At 65.5% G+C, this 19,596-nt stretch carries 19 protein-coding genes and 1 riboswitch; of the genes, 9 read left to right on the top strand and 10 right to left on the bottom strand.

Annotated features, from left to right (window positions below; translation table 11 throughout):
* Positions 1–10: 10 nt before the first annotated feature.
* From J2X35_RS19515 to J2X35_RS19480, 8 genes are read right to left on the bottom strand one after another with little or no spacing between them, the layout of a single operon-like run.
* A complete protein-coding gene (locus tag J2X35_RS19515; RefSeq protein ID WP_310189242.1) occupies positions 11–664 on the bottom strand; it encodes an NADH-ubiquinone dehydrogenase in 654 nt (217 codons plus the stop codon).
* Between the two features lie 2 nt (positions 665–666).
* The gene (nuoF, locus tag J2X35_RS19510; protein ID WP_310189240.1) at positions 667–1,971 is read right to left on the bottom strand and encodes an NADH-quinone oxidoreductase subunit NuoF; all 1,305 of its coding nucleotides are present in this window, start codon (positions 1,969–1,971) and stop codon (positions 667–669) included.
* A 10-nt stretch (positions 1,972–1,981) separates the two neighbouring features.
* Positions 1,982–3,268, bottom strand: coding sequence for an NADH-quinone oxidoreductase subunit E (locus J2X35_RS19505; RefSeq protein WP_310189238.1), 1,287 nt, complete (start codon positions 3,266–3,268; stop codon positions 1,982–1,984).
* 21 nt (positions 3,269–3,289) lie between these two features.
* Positions 3,290–4,255: an FkbM family methyltransferase gene (locus tag J2X35_RS19500; protein WP_310189237.1), complete on the bottom strand. Its 966-nt coding sequence runs from the start codon at positions 4,253–4,255 to the stop codon at positions 3,290–3,292.
* On the bottom strand, positions 4,252–5,442 hold the full coding sequence (locus J2X35_RS19495) for an NADH-quinone oxidoreductase subunit D (protein ID WP_310189235.1): 1,191 nt from the start codon (positions 5,440–5,442) through the stop codon (positions 4,252–4,254). The genes J2X35_RS19500 and J2X35_RS19495 overlap by 4 nt, the downstream gene beginning before the upstream one ends.
* Complete coding sequence (locus J2X35_RS19490) at positions 5,443–6,045, bottom strand: NADH-quinone oxidoreductase subunit C (RefSeq protein ID WP_310189232.1); 603 nt, start codon at positions 6,043–6,045, stop codon at positions 5,443–5,445.
* 6 nt (positions 6,046–6,051) lie between these two features.
* Positions 6,052–6,645 (bottom strand): NADH-quinone oxidoreductase subunit B family protein, encoded by a 594-nt coding sequence (locus J2X35_RS19485; RefSeq protein WP_056110298.1) that lies wholly within the window; start codon positions 6,643–6,645, stop codon positions 6,052–6,054.
* Positions 6,636–7,001, bottom strand: coding sequence for an NADH-quinone oxidoreductase subunit A (locus J2X35_RS19480; protein ID WP_056110300.1), 366 nt, complete (start codon positions 6,999–7,001; stop codon positions 6,636–6,638). The genes J2X35_RS19485 and J2X35_RS19480 overlap by 10 nt, the downstream gene beginning before the upstream one ends.
* A gap of 333 nt (positions 7,002–7,334) precedes the next feature.
* On the opposite strand from J2X35_RS19480, the gene J2X35_RS19475 reads away from it, so the two are divergent.
* On the top strand, positions 7,335–8,552 hold the full coding sequence (locus tag J2X35_RS19475) for a winged helix-turn-helix domain-containing protein (RefSeq protein WP_310189228.1): 1,218 nt from the start codon (positions 7,335–7,337) through the stop codon (positions 8,550–8,552).
* A 2-nt stretch (positions 8,553–8,554) separates the two neighbouring features.
* Here J2X35_RS19475 and J2X35_RS19470 read toward each other — a convergent pair whose 3' ends face one another.
* Entirely contained in the window at positions 8,555–9,103 is a 549-nt protein-coding gene (locus tag J2X35_RS19470) for an NADAR family protein (protein ID WP_310189226.1), read from the bottom strand.
* A gap of 144 nt (positions 9,104–9,247) precedes the next feature.
* Between J2X35_RS19470 and J2X35_RS19465 the strand changes: the two genes are divergently transcribed.
* The 8 genes from J2X35_RS19465 (at position 9,248) to J2X35_RS19430 (ending at position 18,862) form a co-directional block, all read left to right on the top strand.
* Positions 9,248–10,180: a DUF930 domain-containing protein gene (locus tag J2X35_RS19465; protein WP_310189225.1), complete on the top strand. Its 933-nt coding sequence runs from the start codon at positions 9,248–9,250 to the stop codon at positions 10,178–10,180.
* A gap of 62 nt (positions 10,181–10,242) precedes the next feature.
* Positions 10,243–10,445: riboswitch (cobalamin riboswitch) on the top strand.
* Between the two features lie 77 nt (positions 10,446–10,522).
* Positions 10,523–10,906, top strand: coding sequence for a DUF1636 family protein (locus tag J2X35_RS19460; RefSeq protein WP_310189393.1), 384 nt, complete (start codon positions 10,523–10,525; stop codon positions 10,904–10,906).
* Position 10,907: 1 nt separating this feature from the next.
* Positions 10,908–11,939, top strand: a complete 1,032-nt coding sequence (cobW, locus tag J2X35_RS19455; protein ID WP_310189223.1) for a cobalamin biosynthesis protein CobW — start codon at positions 10,908–10,910, stop codon at positions 11,937–11,939.
* A 12-nt stretch (positions 11,940–11,951) separates the two neighbouring features.
* The gene (gene cobN / locus J2X35_RS19450; protein ID WP_310189220.1) at positions 11,952–15,404 is read left to right on the top strand and encodes a cobaltochelatase subunit CobN; all 3,453 of its coding nucleotides are present in this window, start codon (positions 11,952–11,954) and stop codon (positions 15,402–15,404) included.
* Positions 15,401–16,714, top strand: coding sequence for a precorrin-3B synthase (gene cobG, locus J2X35_RS19445; protein WP_310189219.1), 1,314 nt, complete (start codon positions 15,401–15,403; stop codon positions 16,712–16,714). The genes cobN and cobG overlap by 4 nt, the downstream gene beginning before the upstream one ends.
* Positions 16,711–17,343 (top strand): precorrin-8X methylmutase, encoded by a 633-nt coding sequence (locus tag J2X35_RS19440; RefSeq protein ID WP_310189217.1) that lies wholly within the window; start codon positions 16,711–16,713, stop codon positions 17,341–17,343. Before cobG ends, J2X35_RS19440 begins: the two co-directional genes overlap by 4 nt.
* On the top strand, positions 17,340–18,104 hold the full coding sequence (locus J2X35_RS19435) for a precorrin-2 C(20)-methyltransferase (protein ID WP_310189214.1): 765 nt from the start codon (positions 17,340–17,342) through the stop codon (positions 18,102–18,104). The genes J2X35_RS19440 and J2X35_RS19435 overlap by 4 nt, the downstream gene beginning before the upstream one ends.
* The gene (locus tag J2X35_RS19430) at positions 18,101–18,862 is read left to right on the top strand and encodes a precorrin-3B C(17)-methyltransferase (RefSeq protein WP_056110320.1); all 762 of its coding nucleotides are present in this window, start codon (positions 18,101–18,103) and stop codon (positions 18,860–18,862) included. Before J2X35_RS19435 ends, J2X35_RS19430 begins: the two co-directional genes overlap by 4 nt.
* Here the strand turns inward: J2X35_RS19430 and J2X35_RS19425 are convergent.
* Positions 18,829–19,596, bottom strand: coding sequence for a cobalt-precorrin-6A reductase (locus J2X35_RS19425; RefSeq protein ID WP_310189211.1), 768 nt, complete (start codon positions 19,594–19,596; stop codon positions 18,829–18,831). The genes J2X35_RS19430 and J2X35_RS19425 overlap by 34 nt on opposite strands.

Raw genomic sequence — 19,596 nt, 5'->3', positions numbered from 1 at the left:
CGGCGTCTGCTTAGTTTTTCTTGCCCGCAAGCCTTGCCGCCTGCCCCAGCCAGTCGTCACGCCCGATGCGCCCCTTGAAGCCGAGGGCGTCTTCCATCCAGGCAATTTCCTCGGCCTTCCACGCGGCAATCTGCCGATATGTCCACACGCCAAACCCGTTCAGCACCTGCTCGAGCTTTGGACCGACGCCGGCAATAGCCTTGAGGTCGTCCGGTTTGCGTGGTTTTTCCATGCCTTGCGGCTGACGGAAATCCTCCGGCATCAGCGCGGCTGCGGCACCGGTTCGGCCCTCGCCCACCGGCGGCATAGAAGAAGCCGCGCCGCGGGTTTCCCTGGCCACACCTTCCGCCGCGTCCTGCGTCGTTCGAATGAGCTTCTCCGCCGCATCCCGCGCCCTGGCCACGGGCGCCTTGGCAGGTGGCGCGAAATCCCGCGCCCCACCGGGCATCTCATCCAGCATCGGCTGCATCAGGCGCTGGGAGATCTCGGCGGCGCCGGCCATCGCGCCCATCCACACACCAAAAGCATGGCTGGCGAAGCCGATGCCGAGCGCCGACATTGCCGCCGCGCCGGCGAGCGGAGGCGTGAAGAGATTGACGGCGCCCGCCATCTCCTTCGGCATCATGCTTGCCAGGCTTTCGCCCATTTTCTCGACTTCGTTCATCTTTATTCCGCCGCGACCAGAACCGGTTCGGCCTTGTGTGCATTGCGCGAGAACTCGTCGATACGCCGCTCCACCTCGCCACGGAAGTGCCGCATCAGGCCCTGGATCGGCCATGCCGCCGCATCGCCCAGCGCGCAGATCGTATGGCCTTCCACCTGCTTGGTGACGTCGAGCAGCATGTCGATCTCGCGCTTCTGCGCCTCGCCGCGCACAAGCCGCTCCATCACCCGCCACATCCAGCCGGTGCCTTCGCGGCAGGGCGTGCACTGGCCGCAGCTCTCGTGCTTGTAGAAATAGCTGAGCCGCGCGATGGCCTTCACCACGTCGGTCGACTTGTCCATGACGATGACAGCGGCCGTGCCGAGACCCGATTTCAGGTCGCGCAACGCGTCGAAATCCATCGGCGTGTCCATGATCTGCTCGGCCGGCACCAGCGGCACCGAAGCGCCGCCCGGAATGACCGCCAGCAGATTGTCCCAGCCGCCGCGTATGCCGCCGCAATGCGTCTCGATCAGCTCGCGGAACGGGATCGACATCGCCTCTTCGACCGTGCACGGATTGTTGACGTGGCCGGAGATACAGAAAAGCTTGGTGCCGGCATTGTTCGGCCGGCCGAAGGATGCGAACCAGGCCGCGCCGCGCCGCAGGACCGTCGGGGCGACGGCGATCGATTCCACATTGTTGACCGTGGTCGGGCAACCATAGAGGCCGACATTGGCCGGGAACGGCGGCTTCAGCCGCGGCTGGCCCTTCTTGCCTTCCAGGCTTTCCAGCAGCGCCGTCTCCTCGCCGCAGATGTAGGCGCCGGCGCCGTGGTGGACATAGATGTCGAAATCGTAGCCGGATGTGTTGCCCTTGCCGATCAGCTTGGCCTCATAAGCCTCGTCGATGGCCCGCTGCAGCGCTTCGCGCTCGCGGATGAACTCGCCGCGCACATAGATGTAGGCGGCGATCGCGCCCATGGCGAAGCCGGCGATCAGGCAGCCCTCTACCAGCGTATGCGGATCGTTGCGCAGGATGTCGCGGTCCTTGCAGGTGCCGGGCTCGGACTCGTCCGCGTTGACCACGAGATAGCTCGGACGGCCGTCGCTCTGCTTCGGCATGAACGACCATTTCAGACCCGTCGGGAAGCCGGCGCCGCCACGGCCGCGCAGGCCGGACGCCTTCATCTCGTTGACGATCCAGTCGCGTCCCTTGCCGATCAGCCCCGGCGTATTGTCCCATGCGCCACGGCGCATCGCCCCGGCCAGCGACTTGTCGAAGCGGCCGTAGATGTTGTTGAAGATGCGATCTTTGTCCTGAAGCATGTTCGCTCTCTCAGACCGGCTTCTTGCCGAAAACGCGGATATATTCGGCGACCCCGCCCTTGGCGAGCGCCTTGGCCTGCCGCACCCAGTCGTCACGCTCGATGCGGCCATGGAACGACAGGTAACCGTCCACCCAGTCCCGCTCCGCCTTCTTCCACGCCGCGACCTGCGCGAAGGTGTAGATGCCGAGCGAATGCAATACGCCCTCGATCTTCGGGCCGACGCCCGAAATCAGCTTGAGGTCGTCCACCGACGCCGGCCTGGCGATGCCGGCGGGCCGGTTCTTGTCTTCGAGCGAAGGCTTTGCCTGCTTGGCGGCGACTTTTTTGCCACCGGCGCCGATCGGCTCACCCTTGAGCATTTCGGGAGCCTTGAATGCCCCTTTGGCGCCCTGCGATGCGATCGGCCGGGTGCGCGGCTTGTTCGCCACGCGCTCCACCGCCGGTTCTGCCTTGTCCGCCTGCTTCTTGTCGAAGGCCGGGGCAGGCGACGGATTTTCCAAGGACGGCTTGGGCTTCGATGCCTTGGCGGGCGCCTTGCCGGCCGCCGCCGCCGCGGGGGCTTTCAACGCCGGATTGGTTTCTTCCTTGGCCGTCGCCGGCTTCGCCGCATCCGAAGGCGGCACCTGCGCAGCCGCCTTGGCGGCTTCCTTGGCCTGCTTGTCGCGCGTCGTCTTCAGCACCGCCTTCTCGTCCTGAAGGCTGGTGAAGCCGCTGGTCGGCGCGGAATAGAAACGGCCATTCTGCGGGCCCGGAGTCACCGAACCGCCCTTGCCGGCCTCATAGAGAGCGATGATTTCCTCCAGCCGCTCCGGCGTCAGATCCTCGAACGTGTCCTTGAAGATCATGACCATCGGCGCGTTGACGCAGGCGCCCAGGCATTCGACCTCTTCCCACGACAGCTTGCCGTCGTCGGTGGTGTGGAACTGGTCGTGATGGATCTTCGAGCGGCAGACGTCCATCAGCGCTTCGGAACCGCGCAGCATGCAGGGCGTGGTGCCGCAGACCTGGATATGCGCGCGCGTGCCGACCGGCTTGAGCTGGTACTGCGTGTAGAAGGTCGCAACTTCAAGGCCACGGATGCGCGGCATCTCCAGCATGTCGCAGATCGATTCGATGGCGGCCTTCGTCACCCAGCCTTCCTGCTCCTGCGCGATCATCAGAAGCGGAATGATGGCCGACTGCTCGCGGCCCTTGGGATATTTCTTGATCCACTGCCTTGCCGCCGCCGCGTTCGCCTTGTTGAAGGCGAAGGAGGCTGGCTGGACGCTGGCATCGGCTAAACGGCGAACACTCATCTTGCTTCCTCGATTCCCGACTCAGTGCACCGTCGATGCCGAGGCATCGAGCCGGTTCAGCCAGAACGGGCTGCTGCTGGCAACCATGTCGTAGCCGGCCCTGCGGGATTTCTTGATCCGGTCGAGTTCATCGACTGTCGTCAGTTCACGCGCGCGCCCTTCGCCCAGCCAGAATACCCGGAGCTTCATGACGTCCAGAACGTGACGGGTGGTTTCGTGCAGCGGATCGGAGCCATGCTCCTCATAGACAAAAACGGCATCGCCGGAGAGCAACCGGTCGGCACCCGAAAAAGCAGCAATCTCAACGCCTTCGACATCGAGCTTGACAACGAATTTGTCGATGCCGGCAAATTCCGGCAGGTCGGCCAGATCGTCGACCGAGATCGTCTCGCAGTCGAGGATCGGCACCGCGTCGGCGGAAGGAGCAACGATGGAACGGGCCTCATGCTTGGCGCCGTACACCCGCACATGCTCGCCGCTCGTCGAGCCGATGGCGCGGTTGAGCGCGGCGAAGCGGCCGTCGTTCAGGGTGCGGTTGTCGTCCAGCTTGCGGAACGTGTCGGCAGCCGCCTCTATGGCGACCGCCTTCTTGGAGCCGAATTCCTCGCCCGAGACCAGGATCGACCAGTAGCCATGGTTGGCGCCGCCGTCGATGAAGCCGTAATTCACGTCGCGCGACGCCTTGAGCAGCGCCATCACCGAGCGCTCATAGGCGTAGTCCGGCGAAACCAGCACCGACCAGTAGGTGTCGCAATAGGCGACGCGCATGGAGCTGTCCGGCGTCAGCCTGAACAGCATGGCGCGGTCGCTCGGCAGCAGGGCGCGCGTGGCGCGGGCGATATACGAAATGCCGACATTGGCGAACGGCTTTAGGAAAAACATGGCCGAGCGCAACACGGTGATGGCGATGCGTTCGCCGGCGGAAGCGCCTTCGACGCGCCCGCTGCGTGCATCGATCACAATGTCGTTCGCCGCGGCGATGCTCATCTGTCCACCTCGCCGAAGACGATGTCGAGCGAGCCGAGCACAGCGGTGACGTCGGCCAGCATGTGGCCGCGGCACAGGAAATCCATCGCCTGCAGATGGGCGAAGCCCGGCGCCCGCAGCTTGACGCGGTAGGGCTTGTTGGTGCCGTCCGAGACCAGATAGACGCCGAACTCGCCCTTGGGGGCTTCGACCGCGGCATAGACCTCGCCGGCCGGCACCCTGTAGCCCTCGGTGTAGAGCTTGAAGTGGTGGATCAGCGCTTCCATCGACCGCTTCATGGCGTCGCGCTTGGGCGGCACCACCTTGCCATCGAGATTGGACACAGGACCCGTGCCTTCCTTGCCGAGCAGCAGGTCGATGCACTGGCGCATGATCCTGGCCGACTGGCGCATTTCTTCCATGCGGATCAGATAGCGGTCGTAGCAGTCGCCGTTCTTGCCGATCGGAATGTCGAAATCCATCTCGGCATAGCATTCATAGGGCTGCGACTTGCGCAAATCCCACGCCGCGCCGGAGCCGCGCACCATGACGCCCGAAAAGCCCCAGGCCCAGGCATCCGCCAGCGACACCACGCCGATGTCGACGTTGCGCTGCTTGAAGATACGGTTGCCGGTCAGAAGCTGGTCGAGATCGTCGAGGTTCTTGAGGAACGGATCGATCCACCGGCCAATGTCTTCGATGAGCTGCCGCGGCAGGTCCTGGTGCACGCCGCCCGGGCGGAAATAGGCCGCGTGCATGCGTGATCCCGATGCCCGCTCGTAGAACACCATCAGCTTTTCACGGTCGACGAAGCCCCACAGCGGCGGCGTCAGGGCGCCCACGTCCATCGCCTGCGTCGTCACGTTGAGGATGTGCGACATGATGCGGCCGATCTCGGAATAAAGCACCCGGATCAGTTGGCCGCGCTTCGGCACCTCGATGCCGAGCAGCTTTTCGACGCCAAGGGCGAAGGCGTGCTCCTGGTTCATCGGCGCGCAGTAATCGAGCCGGTCGAGATAAGGCACAGCCTGCAGATAGGTCTTGTGCTCCATCAGCTTCTCGGTGCCGCGATGCAGCAGGCCGATATGCGGATCGACGCGGTCTACCACTTCGCCGTCAAGCTCCAGCACGAGGCGCAGCACGCCGTGCGCGGCCGGATGCTGGGGCCCGAAATTGATGTTGAAGTTGCGGACGGAGGTTTCAGCCATTTACTGCTTCGCCTTTTCATCTCCCGGCAGCACGTAGTCCGTGCCTTCCCAGGGCGACAGGAAGTCGAAATTGCGGAATTCCTGCTTGAGCTCGACCGGTTCGTAGATCACCCGCTTGGCCTCGTCGTCGTAACGAACCTCGACAAAGCCGGTCAGCGGGAAATCCTTGCGCAGCGGATGCCCCTCGAAACCGTAGTCGGTGAGGATACGCCGCAAATCCGGATGACCCGTGAACAGAACGCCATAGAGATCGTAGGTCTCGCGCTCGTACCAGTCGGCGCCCGGATAGACACCGGTGAGCGACGGCACCAGCGTCTCTTCGTTCGCCTGCACCTTGATGCGGATGCGCAGATTCTGCTTCGGCGAGAGCAGGTGATAGACCACGTCGAACCGGTTCGGGCGCGCCGGATAGTCCGCGCCACAGACGTCGATGATCGAGATGAACTGGCACTTCTTGTCATCGCGCAGGAACGTCGCCACCTTGACGATGTCGCCGGGCGCGACTGCGATGGCCAATTCGCCGTAGGACAACACGCTATCGGCGATGACATCGCCAAGCTTGCCCTTGATGTGGGCGGCAAGATCGCTGAGAGCTTCACTCATGGTCGGTTACCGTTCGATCGTGCCGGTGCGGCGGATCTTCTTTTGCAGAAGCAGGATGCCGTAAAGCAGCGCCTCGGCGCTCGGCGGGCAGCCGGGCACGTAGATGTCGACCGGCACGATGCGGTCGCAGCCGCGCACCACCGAATAGGAATAGTGATAGTAGCCGCCGCCATTGGCGCACGAACCCATCGAGATGACGTAGCGCGGCTCCGGCATCTGGTCGTAGACCTTGCGCAGCGCCGGCGCCATCTTGTTGGTCAGCGTGCCGGCGACGATCATGATGTCGGACTGGCGCGGCGACGCGCGCGGCGCGACGCCGAACCGCTCCGAATCGTAGCGCGGCATGGAGGTGTGGATCATTTCCACCGCGCAGCACGCCAGGCCGAAGGTCATGAACATCAGCGAGCCCGAGCGCGCCCAGTTGACCAGTGCGTCGGTCGAGGTGACGAGAAAGCCCTTGTCGGCCAGCTCATTGTTGATTTCGAGGAAGAACGGATCGTTCGCGCCCACCGGCTTGCCGGTGTTCGGATCGATGATCCCCTTCGGGCGCGGCGCGACGAGCGTGCCGCCCGAAGCCAACGGAGCGTCGTTCAATCCCATTCCAGCGCTCCCTTTTTCCATTCATAGGCGAAGCCGATGGTCAGGACGCCCAGAAACACCATCATCGACCAGAAACCCAGCATGCCGATCTTGCTGAACGAGACCGCCCACGGAAACAGAAAAGCGACCTCGAGGTCGAAGATGATGAACAGGATCGACACCAGGTAGAAGCGGATGTCGAACTTCATGCGGGCGTCATCGAACGAGTTGAAACCGCATTCGTAGGCGGACAGCTTTTCCGGGTCGGGGTTGCGGTAGGCGACCAGGAACGGTGCCGTCAACAGCGCAAGACCCACCACCAGCGCGACCCCTATGAAGATCACGATGGGGAGGTACGAACTGAGGAGTGCGTTCATGCTCCGACTTTCCAACGGTGGCCTGTCCACCAGATTTATAGCACCGGACCCGATTGCGGAAGCGTGACAGGTTGACCGCTAAACCGTTTTAAAAAAGGACCCGGCTGTAACGCGGCGAGGGTTAGCGCAGCGATCCCGCCGGTGCAAGTCAAACATTGGCCAAAATGAGCTGCTGGACGGCATATCCGCCGAAACTGGTCCCATCGGCTCCTGTTTGATTTCCTTCATATTTTACTCCACTTTTCTTCCTGACACTCCTGCCGCCATCGACCTGCTAGTATCGGCCGGAATCGGGCAGGAACAGCCTGCCCGCCGCAACGCAGACAGGCGCTCATGACGCAAAAGCTTTCCCTTGCCGCCGCCCGCCGCATCGCCCTTGCGGCACAGGGGTTCATGGATCCTCGTCCTGCCGCTGATCCGACGCGAAGGCACCTTCACCGCGTGTTGTCGCGCACCGGCCTCCTGCAGATCGATTCCGTCAGCGCCGTGGTGCGCGCCCACTACATGCCGCTTTATTCGCGGCTTGGCCCCTACCCCCAGTCGCTGCTGGACAGCGCGACCGTCGGCCGCAAGCGCACCCTGTTCGAATACTGGGCGCATGAGGCCTCGCTGCTGCCGGTTGAGACATGGCCGCTGATGCAGTGGCGAATGCAGCGGGCGCGGGCGAACGATGCCGGCGAAATCTACAAGGGGCTGGCCCGCTGGGCCGAGGATAAAGTGGCCTTCATCGAAGAAGTCTACCGGGAAGTCGAGGCGAGCGGCCCGATCCCCGCCTCCGCCATGGAAGGCCATAAGGGCAAGGGCGGCTGGTGGGGCTGGAGCGATGCCAAGGCCGCCTTCGAATGGCTTTTCTGGGCCGGGCGCATCACCACCCATTCGCGCCGCGGCTTCGAGCGCTACTACGACCTGCCCGAACGTGTCCTGCCGCGGGCAATCCTCGACATGCCGGTGCCATCGCTGGAGGACGCCCACCGCGAACTGCTGCGCATCTCGGCCAAGGCGCATGGCGTCGCCACTTATGCCTGCCTGCGCGATTATTTCCGTCTTGCGCCCGCCGACACGAAAACCGCCCTGGATTCACTGGTGGAGGAAGGCGAGCTGCTGCCGGTGACGGTCAAGGGCTGGAACAGGCCGGCCTATCTGCACCGCGACGCCCGCATACCGCGCAAGGTCGAGGCGCGCGCCCTGCTGGCGCCGTTCGACCCGCTGGTGTTCGAGCGCAGCCGTACAGAAAGCCTGTTCGAGTTCCGCTATCGAATCGAAATCTACACGCCGGCCGACAAGCGTCAGTACGGCTACTACGTCCTGCCCTTCCTGCTCAACGAGCGCATCGTCGCCCGCGTCGACCTGCGGGCCGACCGCCCTGCGAGCGTCCTGCGCGTCCATGCCGCCTACGCCGAACCGAACGCGCCATCCGAAACCGCCGCCGAACTGTTGCAGGAACTGAAGCAGATGCAGGGCTGGCTCGGGCTGGAGCGGATGGAGATCACTCCGGCAGGCGATCTGGGGGCTGCACTTAAGGCCGTTGCAGCGGATCAGCCATCCTCCTAGCCTCAGACAGCAAGCCTTTCTCTGGCCTGCATGAGTGCAAAGCCCAACAGGTTTTCACCGCGCCACAGAAGCGGATTTGCCGCACGTTTGTCGTCCGCCGAAAGGCCTGTCCCCCAAATTCTATCGACCGGACTGGCCTCCACCAGAACGGCATCGCCGGTAGAAACCAGAAACTCCTTGAGCGCGGTATTCTGATCGAATTTGCGAAAGCTGCCTTCGTCTACGATGCGCCGCTTCGCGGCGTCCCACTTTTCTTCGTCGAAGCCCCGCACTTCCCGACCAAGCTGCTTTGCCTGTTTTGGACTCCCGGCCTCCAGTATCCTTGATGCGGTTTCACGATCCTCGAAAAGCAGCGCTTTCTTCGCCATCATCCAGTGTTCGGCTGTGGGATACCGCATGCCTTCCACAGTGAAGGGTGCCGGCCACCATTGGCTGAAACAGGAAGCGGTTATCCGACCATCCTTTGATGGTTGGTGACCCCAGAAGAAAAGAAACTTCGGGCGGACCTTCGCACGGAATGCGTTTTCGAGTTCAGAACGGTCATAAAACATGGGTTGAACCCTGAAGTCTTGGGCGCATCCCTGTCAATCGCGACTGCCTATCGCGGTGACCGTGGCCTTGTGTGCATCCCAAAATTCCGCAAGCGCTTGATGCTGCCACCATTTCATTCCACATCCGTCATGATGAAGGATGAAATGCGGGATCAGCACTGGACATCGAGGTTGGCCTTGCCGGCTTCCGGCGTCCTGCACCTGGCGATCGTCGCGCTTCTGATTTTCGGATTGCCGAAATCACTCCCGAAGCCGCAGGACGAGCAGGCGGTCGCGGTCGAGCTGGTGCCGCCGCCCAAGCCCCCGGAAAAAGCGCCGGAAGAGCCGAAGGCCGAGCCGCCTGCCAAAAAGCCTGAGCCTAAGCCTGAAAAACCCAGGCCCGAGACGCCGAAGCCCGAAAAGCCTCCGGAAGCGCAGGTCGAACCGCCGACGCCAGCCCCGGAACAGCCCATCCGCAGGCTCAACCCCGTCGTCCAGTTCGGCGAGAAGGATGCCGGTCCGCGAAAGGCATTGGAGGGTGACAGCGCCGAAGAAAGCTCGACGAAGGCGACGGATCAGGAGAATCCCGAAAAGCCGGAGAGCCAAAACGAAAAGCCGGTCGAGCCGCCGGCTGTCATCGCGGTCGAAAAGGATGCTTCACCATCGCTGCCACAAACGGCAACACAAAAGCCAACACCCAAACCCGCTGAAATCGCCGAACCCCGGAAGGCGCCGAAACTTCAGGACGTCAAAAAACTGTATTCCCGTTCGGCGACTGATGATCCGGTGGCGACGACCGCGATGCGCGGCGTGCCGCGCGACGTTCGCGGCGGTACGCTCTGCGTCACCGAACTGCGCGAGCAATTGTACAGGACCTCACCGCCCTATTTCCCTGACCTTCTGCCGTCCTTCCGGCTGAAGGAAGGCACGACCCTCGATGTTCCCGGCGCCGCCTTCCGCGTCGGCGGGCAATGGCGCGCCTTGAGCTATCGGTGCGAAGTCGACGCGAATGTCACGAGAGTGGAGTCCTTTGCTTTCCGCATCGGCGGGCTGATCCCGCGCAGCGAATGGCAAAGGCTTGGCTTGCCGACGCGATAAGACCACGCCGCGACCGGCAAGGCATGTCGCAAGCGCGCGTTGACTTCCCTCCCCCCGCCAGCCTAAATCGACCCTGCAACGGTCTCCTTCCTCCACGGGAAGGAGCTAAGAGGGAATGCGGTGCGGGCGAAATCCCAAATCCGCGGCTGTCCCCGCAACTGTGAGCGACGAGCCAGGGCCGATAACCACTGGGATTTTCCCGGGAAGGCGGCACCATGGCGACGACCCGCAAGCCAGGAGACCTGCCGTCGCAAGGAAGAAGAATCCGACCGTCCGGCGGGTGTCCCGGGCAAGGAGCACGATTTGGACCAGGACGGCATTTTACCGGATGACGGCGCGGATATGTCCGTTGTCGATTCTCTGCGCGACGTCACCATACTTGTCTGCTCGACCTGCCGCGACGAGACCGGCTCCGATGCGCACCCCCGCGCCGGTTCACTTCTGGCCGAGGACGTCCGCCGCGCCGCCGTCAACGACAACATCCGCATCCGCACGGTCGAGTGCCTCGGCAACTGCAAGCGCCGGCTCTCAGCCGCCATCCTGCGCAAGGATTGCTGGAGCTATGTCTTCGGTGACCTCGCCGCCGACAGCGGCCCCGACCTGATCGCCGGTGCCAAGCTGTTCGCCACCTCCACCGATGGGCTGATCCCGTGGCGCGGGCGGCCCGATTCCCTGAAGCGCGGCCTCGTCGCCCGCATCCCTCCCCTCGACCTTCTGAAGGACTGACATGACCGCCACACGCGTTCCCTGCACCGTCGTCACCGGCTTCCTCGGCGCCGGCAAGACCACGCTCATCCGCCACATTCTGGAAAACGCCAAGGGCAAGCGCCTCGCCCTCATCGTCAACGAATTCGGCGATGTCGGCGTCGATGGCGAAATCCTCAAGGGCTGCGGCGTCGAATCCTGCCCGGAGGAAAACATCGTCGAACTGGCCAATGGCTGCATCTGCTGCACGGTGGCCGACGATTTCGTCCCGGCGCTCGACCAGATCCTGTCGCACACGCCCAGGGTCGATCATATCCTGATCGAGACCTCCGGCCTCGCCCTGCCGAAGCCGCTAGTGCAGGCGTTCCAGTGGCCGAGCGTCAAAAGCCGCGTCACCGTCGATGGCGTCGTTGCCGTGGTCGACGGGCCGGCGCTGGCGGAGGGCCGCGTCGCCTCCAACATGGATGCGCTGGCGGCTCAGCGGGCGCAGGACGGCACGCTCGATCACGACGACCCGGTCGAGGAAGTGTTCGAGGACCAGGTCGCCTGCGCCGACCTCATCATCCTGTCGAAAAGCGACCTGATGGACGCCGCCGGCTCGGCACGCGCCAACACCGTCATCGGCGAACACATTTCGCGCGCGGTGAAGATCGTGCCGACCGCCCACGGCAAGGTCGATCCGTCCGTGCTGCTCGGTCTCGGCCTCGCCGTCGAGGATGACATCGAGAACCGCAAGAGCCACCATGACGGCATGGGTGACCATGAGCACGACGATTTCGATTCCTTCGTCATCGAACTGCCTTCCATCGCCAGCCCCGACGAACTGGCGGCGCGGGTCTCGAAGGCGGCGGAAGAGGAGAACGTTCTGCGCGTGAAGGGTTTTGTCGACGTCGACGCCAAGCCGATGCGGCTGCTGGTGCAGGCCGTCGGGCCGCGCGTCAATCATTACTACGACCGCGCCTGGACGCCGCAGGACGACCGCCGCTCACGCCTCGTGGTGATCGGCTTGAAGGGCCTGAACCGCCCGGCGATCGAGAAGATACTGGTGGGGTGATAGAGTGCGCTGATGCACATCCTGACCACCACATCCGCTTCGCTCGACGACATCGCCGAGCCGGTCGATCTGAAGCAGAAGCCGGCCGATGTCGTGGCGTTGTCCTTCACCGACAGCGATCTGGCGGGCATGGCTGCGGCGTGGAAAACCGACGCGGCAAACCTTGCGCCGATGCGGCTCGCGGCTCTGCGCGACCTGCGTCATCCCATGTCTGTCGACCTTTGGGTCGACAGTGTCGCCCGCCACGCCAGGGTGATCCTGGTTCGAATCCTCGGCGGCTATGACTGGTGGCGCTACGGCTGCGACCGGCTGGGGGCGATCGCGCGGGAGCACGGCGTGAAGCTGGCGCTTCTGCCCGGCGAAGACCGTGGCGAGGACCCACGCCTCGTCGAGGCATCGACGCTGCCGCCGGAAGAACTCACCGCGCTGCTTGGTTATTTCCGGCAGGGCGGCCCCGACAATATGAAGGCGCTGGTGCGCCATCTGTCGAAGCTGGCCGGCTACGAAAGCGACCTGACGGACCCGGTGGAGGTGCCGAAAGCGGGATATTATTGGCCGGGCTTGGGCACTTCTACCTCCCCCTTGTGGGGAGGTCGGACCGGAGGTCCGGGTGGGGGTGGATCAATCGATCCGTCGAACTCCCCCACCCCAGCGCTGTGCGCCGACCCTACCCCCAAGGGAGAGGGTAATGAGGCCCCCCTCATTCCCATCCTCTTCTACCGCTCCATGCTGCTGGCCGCCGATGCCGCGCCCATCGACGCGCTGACCGAAGCGCTGCGCCGAAAAGGCCTCGCGCCGGTTCCCATCTTCGTGTCCAGCCTCAAGGACCCCGATTCGCTCGCCTTCGTCGAGACCGCCTTGGCCCACCTGAAGCCTGCCGCCATCGTCGCCGCTACTGCCTTCGCATCCGGCGCCGAGCCCGGCTCACAGACACTCTTCGACCGCGCCGGCGTGCCGGTCTTCCAAATCATCGTCGCCACCACCCGCCGCGATGCCTGGGAGAACAACCAGCGCGGACTCGCGCCGGCGGACCTCGCCATGCATGTGGTGCTGCCGGAACTGGACGGCCGCATCCTTGCCGGCGCAGTCTCCTTCAAAGCCGAAAGCGAGATCGACCCGGCGCTCGGCTTCCGCGCCTTCGCCAACAAGCCGGAACCCGACCGCGTCGAGCAGGTGACCGAGCGTATCGCCGCCATGACGCGGCTGCAGGATACGCCTCGAGCCGAGCGCCGCATCGCAATCCTGATCCCGGACTATCCGAGCGCACCCGGCCGCACCGGCTACGCCGTTGGCCTGGACGTCCCGACCTCCGTTCTCGCCATGCTGCACGACCTGAAGGAACAGGGCTATGCGGTTGACGGGATTCCGCAATCGCCGCGTGCGCTGCTGGATTTGCTTGAGCAAGGATCGGCGTCATGGCCCGTCGCGGATTATTCCGGGCACTTTGCCGGACTGCCCGACGCGGCGCGTGACGGGGTTGAGACGGCATGGGGCTCCCTGCACGAGGACGAGGATAAATTCTTCTTCCGCGCCGCCACCTTCGGCAACATCACCGTCGCCCTCGCCCCGGACCGCGGCCGCTCCGCCGACCGTCGCGCCGACTATCACGATCCGACCGTTCCGCCGCGCCACGAACTGCTCGCCTTCGGCCTGTGGCTGCGCAAAGCGCTCGACATCCACGCGCTTGTCCATGTCGGCGCGCACGGCACGCTGGAATGGCTGCCCGGCAAGACCGTGGCCATGAGCCGAAACTGTTACCCGGAGATGGTCGCCGGCTCCCTGCCGGTCGTCTATCCCTTCATCGTCTCCAACCCCGGCGAGGCGGCGCAGGCCAAGCGCCGCATCGCCGCCGTGACGCTCGGACACCTGCCGCCGCCGCTGGCCGCCGCCGGTCTGGACGAGAACCAGCAGACGCTCGAACGTCTGGTGGATGAATACGCCCAAGCCGATGGCCTCGACCGCCGCCGCCGCGACCGGCTGGCCAAGCTGATTGTCGAGACCGCGGCGAAGACCGGACTCTCTGCCGAGGCCGGCGTCGCACGCACCGATGCGCCGGACGAGGCCCTGCGCCGCATCGATGCCTGGCTTTGCGACCTCAAGGACTTCGCCATCAAGGATGGCCTGCACATTTACGGCCGCGCGGCCGAAAACGAGGCCGACCCGCTGCGCATCGAAAGCGCGGCATCCGAAAAGGCCAACCTCATTGCTGCGCTCGACGGCCGCCACATCACCGCCGGTCCGTCCGGTGCGCCGGCACGGGGCCGAACCGATGTGCTGCCCACCGGGCGCAACCTGTTCACCGCCGATCCGCGCACCATGCCGACGCCGACCGCCTTCGACCTCGGCAAGGCCGCCGCAGACGAGATCGTGCTCGCCTACATGCAGGCGCATGGCGATTACCCGCGCTCGCTGGTCATCGACCTGTGGGGCTCGGCCTCGCTGCGCACCGGTGGCGAGGAGATCGCGCAGGGGCTGGCGCTGATGGGCTGCCGCCCGCAATGGGACCCGGCGACGGGCCGCGTCACCGGCATCGAGGTGCTGCCCCCGGCGGCCACCGGCCGGCCGCGCGTCGATGTCACCTGGCGCATTTCCGGCCTGTTCCGCGACATGTTCCCGACCCAGATCGCGCTCATCGACGCCGCCGCGAATGCGGTCGCCAGCCGCGACGAGGACGCGCACGACAATCCGCTGGCGGCTGAAACCCGCGCCGAAGGCCGGCCCGGACCGCGCATCTTCGGCTCATCGCCCGGAACCTACGGCGCCGGCATCGAAGATTTGCTGTCCGGTGGCAATTGGGACCAGCGCGAAGAATTGGGTCGCGCCTATCTCGATGCCACATCGCACAGCTACGGCGGCGTCGATGGACTTGGAACGCCTGCTCCCGACACCTTCGCCGTCCGCATTGCCGAGGCCGACCTGCTCGTCCACACCGGCGACGATCCCGGCCGGGACATCCTCGAAGGCTCCGCCGACGTGGCCTTCATCGGCGGCTTTTCCGCGGCCGTGGCGGCCCTCGGCGGCAAGGCGGACATCATCGTGCTCGACACCACCGACCCGGCTCGTCCGAAGCCGCGCTCCGTCTCCGAAGCCGTGGCGCGTGTCGTTCGAGCGCGCGCCGTCAACAAGCGCTTCATCGCCGGCCAGATGCGCCACGGTCCGCGCGGCGCATCGGAATTCGCCGAAACCGTCGACCGTCTCGTCGGCTTTGCCGAAACCACCCACGCCATCCCCGGAGGCCTGATCGAGACTTTGCACGACGCCTATCTCGGCGACCCGCAGGTCCGCGCCTTTCTTCTCAAGGAAAATCCGGCGGCGGCAAGAGTCATCGCCGAACGGTTCCAATCCGCGCGCCGTCGCGGGCTTTGGCACCCGCTGCGCAATTCGGTCGATGACGATCTGGCGGCGTTGATCGCCGAAGCCATGTCGCTCGGCGTCAGCGCCAGACCTGCGGAGGCGGCGGAGTGAACGCTTTCTCGCGCCGTGGCGCCTGCCCCGCTTTGTCCGCACCGATGCAGACCGGCGATGGCCTTCTGGTGCGGCTCAACCCCGCTGCTGGAGGACTCGCCCCCAACGCCTTGATCGGACTCTGCGAATCGGCCGCCCGCCATGGCAACGGCATCGTCGAGGTGACGGCGCGCGGCTCGATCCAGATTCGCGGCCTGACGCCCTCCGCCGCCGATAAGCTCGCCGCCGAAGTCGATGCGCTGAGGATAGATGTCCGAACGGGCGTCCCCGTGGAAACCGGCCCGCTTGCCGGGATCGATCCGGATGAAATTGCCGACCCGCGCCCGCTGGCTGAAACCATTCGCCTTGGCATAGCCACCGCCGGACTTTCAGCGCGGCTCGGCCCGAAAGTCTCGGTCGTCGTCGATGGCGGCGGCCGGCTGACATTGGACGATGTGCTGGCCGACGTTCGGCTGGTTGCGATCCGCCGGAATGATGGAACAGCCTGGCATGTATCGACTGGTGGAACTGCGGCGACAGCGAAACCGCTAGGGACATTCGCCGAAGACGACGCCTCCGGCGCCACGCTCCGTATTTTGAACGCTGTCGCTGAAATCGGGCCTGAGGCACGCGCGCGCGATTTATCACCCCCCGTATGGGAAGCGTCGGTAGCCCCCCGCAAAGGGGAAGGTAACGTGCCCATCGGCATCCTCCCGCTCGGCGATTCCACCTTCGCCCTTGTCCTCGCCCTGCCCTTCGGCAGCCTGCCCGCCGCAACGCTGATCGACCTGGCCCGGAAGGCCGGCGATCTCGGCACGACCGAAATTCGCCCGGCCCCGCGCCGCGCTCTGATCCTGCTTGGCCTGTCCAGACCCGACTGCGAAATCCTTCTGGCGCAAGCCGCGCATCTCTGCTTCGTCACCGATCCTACCGACCCGCGCCTGTCCATATCCGCTTGCCCGGGCTCCCCCTCCTGCGCTTCCGGCCAACTGTCCACCCGCGACATCGCCACGGAACTCGCGCAGGCCTCGCCCGAATTCTTCGACGGCTCCCTCGCTTTGCATGTCTCCGGCTGCGCCAAGGGCTGTGCTCATCCCGCCTCTGCCGCGCTCACGCTGGTGGGCGGCGAGAACGGGGCCGGCCTTGTCGTCGACGGAGCGGCAAGGGACCTTCCGGCCGGATACACGCCGCGCTATGAAGCCGCGACGGGCCTCAGCCGCGTAGCAGGGCTGGTGAGGAACAACCGTATGGCCGGAGAGACGAGCGCAACCTGCCTTGCGCGACTGGGTGCGCAAACCATCGTCGCCGCCTTCACACAGGACCGAGCATGACCGCCTACGACTATATCCGCGACGGCAACGCCATCTACGAACGTTCCTTCGCCATCATCCGCGCGGAAGCCGACCTGTCGCGCTTTTCGCAGGCCGAGGCGGATGTCGCCATCCGCATGATCCATGCCTGCGGCCAGGTCGAGGCCGCCGCCAGCTTCGCTTTCTCCAACGATTTGGTCAGCGCCGCGCGGACCGCGCTCGCAGCCGGCGCCCCCATCCTCTGCGATGCCGAGATGGTGGCGCATGGCGTCACCCGCGCCCGCCTGCCTGCCGGCAACGAGGTGATCTGCGCGCTGCGCGATCCGCGCACCGCCGAAATCGCCGCGGAAATTGGCAACACCCGGTCCGCCGCTGCGCTCGACCTGTGGGGCGAGCGCATGGCGGGCGCGATCGTCGCCATCGGCAATGCGCCCACCGCCCTGTTTTATCTGCTGGAAAAGCTGCGCGACGGCGCGCCGAAACCCGCCGCCATCGTCGGTATGCCGGTCGGCTTCGTCGGTGCCGCCGAATCCAAGGACGCGCTGGCGGAGAATTCCTATGGTGTGCCCTGGGCCATCGTGCGCGGCAGGCTCGGCGGCAGCGCCATGACCGCCGCCGCCCTCAACGCTTTGGCGAGGCCGGGATTATGAATGTCATCGTTCAAGGCCGCCTCATCGGCGTCGGCACCGGCCCCGGCGATCCCGAACTCATCACCCTGAAAGCGGTGCGCGCGCTGGGCGAGGCCGATGTCGTCGCCAATTTCGCCAAGCGCGGCAACAATGGCAATGCCCGCGCCAGCGTCGCCGGCCATTTGCGGCCCGATGTGATCGAATTGCCATTGCTCTATCCGGTGACCACCGAAATCGACAAGGACCACGCCGACTACAAGGCACAGATCCTCGCCTTCTACGAGGAATCCGCCGAGGCGGTCGCCGCGCACCTGGCGGCGGGGCGGACAGTCGCCGTGCTGTCGGAAGGCGACCCCCTTTTCTACGGCTCCTACATGCACCTGCATGTGCGGCTGGCGCACCGCTTCCCGACCGAGGTGATCCCCGGCGTGACCGCCATGTCCGGCTGCTGGTCGCAAACCGGCCTGCCCATCGTGCAGGGCGACGATGTGCTGAGCGTCCTGCCCGGCACGATGAGCGAGTTCGAGCTGACCCGCCGCCTTGCCGATACCGACGCCGCCGTCATCATGAAGGTGGGGCGCAATCTGCCCAAGATCAGGCGCGCGCTGGACGCCGCCGGCAAGCTGCGCGACGCCGTCTATGTCGAGCGCGGCACCATGACCGGCAGCACCTCGATCCGCCTGGCGCAGAAAAGCGACGACAAGGCGCCTTACTTCGCCATCGTGCTGGTTGCCGGCTGGACGGGCAAGCCGAACGCCGCACTTGCGGAGAGCGCCGAATGAGCGGCCGGCTTGCCGTCATCGGACTGGGTCCCGGCAACGCCGATCAGGTGACGCCGGAGGCGAGCCGCGCCGTCGCCGAGGCGCGCTTTTTCTACGGTTACAAGCCCTATCTCGACCGGCTCGACCTCGACGCCGGGCAGACGCGCATCGCCTCCGACAACCGCGAGGAGCTTGCACGGGCAAAGGAAGCTCTTGCCAAAGCCGCCGAAGGCCATTCGGTAGCGGTGGTTTCCGGCGGCGATCCCGGCGTCTTCGCCATGGCCGCCGCGATCTGCGAGGCAATCGAGATCGGGCCGGAAGCCTGGCGCGAGATCGAGGTTGCGATGGTCCCCGGCGTCACCGCCATGCTGGCGGTCGCCGCCCGCATTGGCGCGCCGCTCGGCCACGATTTCTGCGCCCTGTCGCTGTCCGACAATCTCAAGCCATGGGAGTTGATCGAATTGCGGCTGCTGGCGGCAGCGGGCGCCGGCTTCGTCATCGCGCTCTACAACCCGATCAGCAAGGCGCGGCCCTGGCAGCTCGGCCGCGCTTTCGAATGCCTCTCGGCCATATTGCCCGGCACGACGCCGGTCATCTTCGGCCGCGCCGCCGGCCGCCCGGATGAGCGCATCGAGATCGTGCCGCTCGCGGAGGCGAAGCCTGAAAGCGCCGACATGGCGACCTGCGTCATCATCGGCTCGCCCGAAACCCGCATCATCGAGCGGCCGGGCAAGGCGGCCCTGGTCTATACGCCGCGCTCCGCGACGGGGCCGAAGTGATGATCGACCATGGCCATCAGATCGTCCACGCTCTGCCCAGCCGGTGCCTCCGGCAGGAGCGGCCGTCGCACCATGACGACTTCGATGCCCAGCGCCCGCGCGGCGGCGATCTTGCCATAGGTGGCCACGCCGCCGCTGTTCTTCGAGACGACGGCATCAATGCGGTGTTGCGCCAGCAAAGCCCGCTCGTCACCTTCGGCAAACGGCCCGCGCGCCAGCATGTAGACCGCCTCCGGCACCGCCAGCGGCGGATCGACCGGATCGACGCTGCGAACGAGATAAAAATGCTGCGGCGCGGCTTCGAACGCCGCCACCTCCTGCCGTCCGAGCGCGAGGAAAACGCGGCGTCTCGCGCCGCCCAGCGCGCGCACCGCGCCCGCCCCATCGTCCACCAGCGTCCAGCGATCGCTGTCGACCGGCTCCCATTGCGGCCGCCGCAGCGCCAGGATCGCGACGCCGGACCTTGCGGCAGCCTCTGCCGCGTTGGCGGAAATGCGCGCCGCGTAAGGGTGTGTCGCGTCGATCATCAGATCGGTAGCAGTCTTTCGCAGATAGGCGGCCAGCCCGTCCGCGCCGCCGAAACCGCCGCTGCGCACCGGCACGCCTTGTTCCACAGGACTTTCCGTGCGTCCGGCCAGCGACAGGGTGACGGCGCAATTGCCACGCGCGGCCAGCCGCCCCGCCAGTTGTCGCGCCTCGATGGTTCCGCCCAGGATCAGAATGCGGTGGGTCAT

The sequence above is a fragment of the Mesorhizobium sp. BE184 genome, from assembly GCF_031457045.1.
Lineage (GTDB): Bacteria > Pseudomonadota > Alphaproteobacteria > Rhizobiales > Rhizobiaceae > Mesorhizobium.
The sequence above is the reverse complement of the archived record's forward strand: the minus strand, read 5'-3'. Positions and strand labels throughout refer to the sequence as shown.